Here is a 6,359-nt window from a genome sequence, read left to right on the forward strand (position 1 = left end):
TTAAAGGATAATTAGTTATAAATTTTTCAGAATATTCTTTTTTCTTGAAAAAGATGTTAATTAAGTTTTCTGAAAGTGTTACAGAATTGGTTTATTATAAAGCAGATAGAATTTTATCAGTAAATAAATTCAATATCAAATGGGAAAAAATGTATGGTGCAGATCCTGAAAAAATTGATATTATTTACAATGGTATTGATCACAATATTTTTAAACCGCTTCCAAAACCAACTCATTTAGAAAATATTCCAACCGTTGTTGCTGCTGCTCGAATTTTTGATTTGAAAGATATATTCACAATGATAAAATCTTGTGCTGTAGCTAAAAAGCAAATTCCTAATGTTCAATATTTGGTTTATGGTGATAATAATGCCGTTCCTGAATATACTGCACAATGTGAAAAATTAATCGCTGAATTAGATTTAAAGGGTAATTTTAAATTAGCAGGTTATCATGAAAAACCACATGAGTTATTTTCTGAAGGTGATATCTCAATTTTGACTTCTATTTCAGAAGGGTTTCCATACACCGTTTTAGAATCGATGAGTTGTGGTATCCCAGTTGTAGCAACAGATGTAGGTGGTGTAACAGAAGCATTAGATGAATCTTGTGGATTTATTTGTAAACCAAAAGACCATGTTGAAATTGGAGAGCGAGTTGTTGAATTATTAAACAACAAGGCTTTGCGTGAAGAAATGGGTAGAAATGCACGTCAAAAAGTAATTGATAACTTTACAATTGGTAAATTTATCGATGCCTATGAAAATGTTTACGAACAAGTGATTACTCGCGAAGTGAAAGAAGTTCAATTACCAATACTAATTCCAATTTTAGAAGAAGAACATGCAGTAAGAGCATCATAATTTTAGCCCCAAACCTCCCAAGCCTTAACCTAACCTAAAATAAATAGAATATTTGTATTCTAACAATGCAAATGGAGAAGCATAGTGAAAATATAAAAAACCTAATTCAAAGTGTAAAAGATAAAGTAGGAAAACCTGTCAGCAGTAGAGTTGTGGTTGCCACTATTGAATCATTTGGAATTAGGGATATCGATACTGAATCAGATTTTGGTGTTTCAAACATACAAGATTTGGGTATTTACATATACAAACAATTAACTACATTACCGGAACACAGCGATAGTTTAAACCTGAAAGAACAAGAATTTGTTGAAAACAATACAGATACTGTTCAGCTTTCAGATTATATGGTTGTTAAAGCAAAAATCTTTGCACAATATTATTCTTTAGGTATTTTTCATTTACTTCCAGTATTACTACAAATAGCTGCCATTATTGTTTTTGGGTATTCATTATGGACACATGTTCATTTTAATCATTTGCAATCTACTGCTGTGGTACTAGGTGTAATGATAGGAATTATTACAAGTGGTGGTTTTGTTCAAGTGGTTGGAAGACAGGCCTCCTTTTATTGGAATTACCATGATTATTCCATGACTAAAAAAACAATAGACTATTTGCTTAAACTTGGTATTAAGTCTTTATTTATCATTTTTTCAATAATCTTTTTTGTAAACGTTTTTATACACATTTATCCTTTTAAAGTTTTATTGATTGTATTTACATATGCCTTCTTTGTTGGAACTTTACTTTTAATATTAGCACCATTACATACCATTAAACAAAGATGGATGATTACAATAGCAGTAGTTTTAGGAACTTTAACTACTGTACTTTTAAATAAATATTCAACTTTACATATCTATTTTACGCATTGGATTGGGATTGCAGTCGCAATCATAACTGCTAAAACTTATATCTATTTTTTCTTTCGTAATTATTTAAAAAATTATCCGCCAAAAGCGGATTTGAATATTAAAACTTCTGTTTTTATTTATCAAAACCATCGTTATTTTTTATATGGACTTTTCGTCTATTTCTTTATTTTTATTGATAGAATTTTAGCTTGGTCAGCTAATTTTGGTCATCAATTACCATTTATAGTTTTTTTCGAAAAGGATTACGAATTAGGTATGGATTTAGCCATTTTAGTGTTTTTGTTATTAGCAGGAGTTTTAGAATTTAGTATTGCTTCTTTTACGCGATTTTTAGATATTACTCAAAAATTAGTAAAGTTTGAAAACGCAAAAAAATTCAATAATGAATTACACAAATTATATTGGCAAAATATTGGTGTTTTATTGGTTTCGGCCTTATTGATATATTTGTTTATTTATCAAGTAATGTTTGCGTCTTGGGGATATAAAGGTCAGTTTAATGAAGATCTTGAAATTATTAGCATATTTGTTTGCAATATTGGAGGTTTAGGCTATTTCTTTTTGGCTTGGGGTATGCTTAATACATTATATTTGTTCACATTAGGTCAAACTCAAGAACCGTTAAAAGGAATAATTTATGCTATTGTTATTAATATCACTGTAGGCTTTTTATTAAGCCGTTTTATAAGTTTTGAATATAGTGTTTTTGGAATGTTTGCTGGTTCCTTATTTTTTATGTTTTATACTTTGAGAAAAGTATTCTTCTTTTTCAAAAAATTAGATTATCATTATTATGCGGCGTTTTAATTTATTCTTCTTTTTTATTCCAGCTCTATTAAGTAGCTCTTTTATCAATTTACCAATTGATAAAAGCTCCCTATTAGTATGTTATGGAAAAATAGAAGCCGCAAAAATAAAAGGTTATCAATATGTAATTTTAGAAGAGAAAAACTTCAGTAAAGAAGAAGTAAGTTTAATAAAAAAACACAATAAAAAAGTGTTTGCTTACATTAGTCTAGGTGAAGTTAATGCAAATGCTACTCATTATAGTTTATTAAAAAATGATATTTTAGGAAAGAATGAAAATTGGAATAGTTATTATTTAGATTTAAAATCTGATAAAACGAATATTGTATTGATGCTTTTTATTAAAAGAATTTTACATAAAGGCTTTGATGGATTATTTCTGGATAATATTGACAATTTTGGTTCATTTGGGCCTCAAAAAGATCAACGGAAAGAGTTAATTGCTTTAATGAAAAAAATCAAAAAACAATATCCAAAACATTTGCTCATTCAAAATTCTGGAGCTGAGTTCATTGAAGATACGCATGACACTATTGATGCCATTTTGTTTGAATCGGTTGCGTCAAATTATAGTTTTAAAGATAATTCATATAAACTGCGAGAAGAAGGAGATTATAAAAATTATCTTAATCGCTTAAAAGTTTTGAAAACCAATTATAAATTACCAATTCTTATTGTAGACTATGCTGATACGCAAAGTTTAAACGCGTCATTAATTAAGCGACTTTCTGCTACTAACTTTGACTATTTTATTGGTAAACTAGATTTACAAACTATACCAAACTATCCCAAAAGTAAGTAATGATTCTATCTAGCACCATATTAATCGGTTTTATTAGGCTCATTTTGTTGTTGCTATTTTTATATTATTGCAATAACAAGTTGGTAAAAAGAAAAGAAAGCCACACGTTATTACAATTCGTTGTTAATGAATGGTTTAAATATGGTAGTTTATCCATAATTATATTATTTGCACTCATCCAATTAAAAATATATAGTTTAATCAATTTCTTACTGATTTTACTTTTTCTTATTTTGCTAGATGTTGCTGGAATTAAGAATTTTAAAAATCCAGTTAGATTTTTTAAAGAAATATCGAAAGAGCGTTTCTTTGAATTTATTAAAAATAACGAAAATAAAAAATCGATAAAAGAAATAATTCAATTAGAAAAACCTATAAAAATAAAAGATGATAGAGTTTTTATTTTTTATATAACGATCGTTCTAATTTTAGCAGCTTTTATAGGGCGTTATTATTTTTATATTTATGATATTTATTTACTATCTGATTTATGGTTAACCGATTTGTATAAAATTATTCAATTTGATTCTAATAATTGGTTTAGTGCCGAAGTTGCTGTAGAAGGGGAATTAGCATTTGCCAATTTATATTCAAAACTATTACATGTAAGTCCAGAAGTTGCCCTACAATCACTTTCGATTATTGAAGACGTTTTATTGAGTTTAATTATATTTTGGAGTATTCGAAAACTTACATTTTCTCCAGTTTTTGCTCCTTTAGTTGCATTTTTTGGTTTCTTATTTTTATATACTTTTTCTCCAATTGAACTTCATTATTTATTGCAAAACCAACCTGTTAAAATGGGAATTACTTTTTGTATTCCAGCCATGATTTATACTATGCGGCCAGATGCAATTAAGTTTAAAAACACCAATTTTTTTATCAGCTTTGTTATTTGCTTTTTTGCAATCGGTTTAATCGATTTGTTTACATTACTTATATTAATGCCACCTTTTTTGATTATTTCGCTTCTTTTTAGCAATTCTAATTTTAAGTATTTTAAATTGTATGCTTTGGGTGCATACATTACAGGAACTGGATTAATTCTAGCAACCTATTATTTTCTATGTATGTATAATCAAAATGATTTTTTAATTTTTCTTCAATCAAGTTTAATATCGGTTTCTTCATTTACTTATATGCCTAATTTGGCAATTCCTTTTGAACAGTTACTTACCTATTATCAATATGTTTCGTTGTTAAGTGTTCTTGTTTTACCCTTTTTAATTTGGTATAAAAAAGAAGACTGGAAAGCTGCACTTGCATTTATATTATATTTTAATTTTTTGGTGACACTTAGTTTTTTGAATATTGAATGGATAGATGAGGATTTACTCCGATTAGCATTAGCCGTTATTATCCCAATAACCCTTGGAATTTCTGTAGGCGTAATAATAAGGTTATTTTATCCCATTTTTAAAAGAATTAAAAAATATGAATATCATTTTGCAAGTTTTTTTGCAATACTTGTATTAGCAGGAATTATATATTCTCAAAAAAATGTTCTTGACGGAATTCAATCATCTGATAAAGCAGCACGAGTTGTTTTAGATGCTTATGATGAAATTACACATAATTATTTCCCTTTATCTTATGCAGTCGTTAATGATAATACTACGCAAACTATCAGTTTAAATAAACACTTTTTCATTAATTATGAAGACTTTCTTTTAGATTATTTAGAAAGTGATTTGATGTATCATTATAACAAAAAAAAGCCTAATTTTTTAATAGATAATCCACAATATGTAATTCCAAAAAGTATTTTAGTATTTGTTTATAAAAAAAATAAGGAAGAAAATAATCCTTTTGCAGATCAAAAAGAGTTGGAACCTTTACTATTAGATATTATTGAAACTTTAAAAAAGCGAGGTCGAGAAGTAAATAATATCTATCAAAGCACAACGCTAGATGTATATGAAATTGTAAACGAACCCAAATCAAGTAGAATTGATGATTTAATTTATTAATAATGAAAGAACGTGCCCCAAAATATCGAATTTTCAAATATTGCTTACTATATTTAACTTTAGTTTTTACTTATAGTTGTGCCGATTTTGATGCTATTCTCAATCCTAATGATGCTAATTTATTTTCAACTGAAAAACAAAACACTTCCTTAAAACGATATGCTGACAATGATCTAAATTTACCGCCTTTGGTAGAATACATTATCGACTTTGAAAATCCAATGAGTGTAAAATATAGTAATCATTTAAAAAAATTAACCAATTACACAAAAATTCCATATAAAACAATCAATATTAAAACATGGAATGCTAAATTAGAAATTGCCGAATCTACTAGGGTTTTATGTGTGTTTGAAACCAAAAAATTAAATGATGAATCAGTAAAAAAGATATTAAAATTTGTTTCTGATGGGGGAACGCTTTTTTTGCCATTTGCATGTGAGGATAAACGATTTGGTTTTATGATAGGAATGAAAACTAACTCAGAATATGCCACAGATGTAACTTCATTTGGAATTCAATTTACAGAATCATACATTCCAACTTTAAAAGGAATTGCAACTCGTGAACTTATTACACATTTTGGTATGAGTGGTGACAATTTTGACAAAACAAAAATTAAAATTTATGCAACTGCAATAAATAATAAATCCTATCCTGCCATTTTAGCAAATAAAATAGGGAAGGGGAAAGTGGTTAATTTAAATTCAACTTTTGAATTTGAAAAAATGGATAGAGGAATATTATTTTCTGCCATGATAATGGGGCTAGAAGCAATTCCATATCCTATTGCAAATTCAAATACTATCTTTTTAGATGATTTTCCAGCACCTTTATACGATACAAAAGCAGAACCTATAAAATCGGAAATGAATATGTCTATTGCCGATTTTGTTCAAAAAGCTTGGTGGCCAGACATGAAAACATTGGCCAAGAAATATGATATAAGTTATACGGCAATTCCAGCATTTGATTATAATGTAAAAACAAATCCACCTTTTTTATTTATTCACTGGGATGATAAAAAAATTAGTAAAAA

At 27.6% G+C, this 6,359-nt stretch carries 5 protein-coding genes; all 5 read left to right on the forward strand.

From position 1 onward, the window contains the following. The first annotated feature begins 53 nt into the window (after positions 1-53). On the forward strand, positions 54-863 hold the full coding sequence (pelF, locus tag AC1XJX_RS13285) for a GT4 family glycosyltransferase PelF (RefSeq protein WP_482004474.1): 810 nt from the start codon (positions 54-56) through the stop codon (positions 861-863). A gap of 71 nt (positions 864-934) precedes the next feature. Beyond that, entirely contained in the window at positions 935-2,548 is a 1,614-nt protein-coding gene (locus tag AC1XJX_RS13290; RefSeq protein ID WP_482004475.1) for a hypothetical protein, read from the forward strand. After that, positions 2,535-3,350 (forward strand): glycoside hydrolase family 191 protein, encoded by an 816-nt coding sequence (locus AC1XJX_RS13295; protein WP_482004476.1) that lies wholly within the window; start codon positions 2,535-2,537, stop codon positions 3,348-3,350. The genes AC1XJX_RS13290 and AC1XJX_RS13295 overlap by 14 nt, the downstream gene beginning before the upstream one ends. After that, positions 3,350-5,320 (forward strand): hypothetical protein, encoded by a 1,971-nt coding sequence (locus AC1XJX_RS13300; protein WP_482004477.1) that lies wholly within the window; start codon positions 3,350-3,352, stop codon positions 5,318-5,320. Before AC1XJX_RS13295 ends, AC1XJX_RS13300 begins: the two co-directional genes overlap by 1 nt. Positions 5,321-5,322: 2 nt before the next feature. Then, positions 5,323-6,359: DUF2194 domain-containing protein (locus AC1XJX_RS13305; protein ID WP_482004478.1), on the forward strand; the 1,037-nt coding region annotated here is incomplete at its 3' end.

The sequence above is a fragment of the Flaviramulus sp. genome (assembly GCF_982512915.1).

Bases quoted from the DNA above. Each gene is read 5' to 3' on its own strand.
- pelF (WP_482004474.1), top strand. From the start codon at position 54: ATGTTAATTAAGTTTTCTGAAAGTGTTACAGAATTGGTTTATTATAAA.
- AC1XJX_RS13290 (WP_482004475.1), top strand. From the start codon at position 935: ATGGAGAAGCATAGTGAAAATATAAAAAACCTAATTCAAAGTGTAAAA.
- AC1XJX_RS13295 (WP_482004476.1), top strand. From the start codon at position 2,535: ATGCGGCGTTTTAATTTATTCTTCTTTTTTATTCCAGCTCTATTAAGT.
- AC1XJX_RS13300 (WP_482004477.1), top strand. From the start codon at position 3,350: ATGATTCTATCTAGCACCATATTAATCGGTTTTATTAGGCTCATTTTG.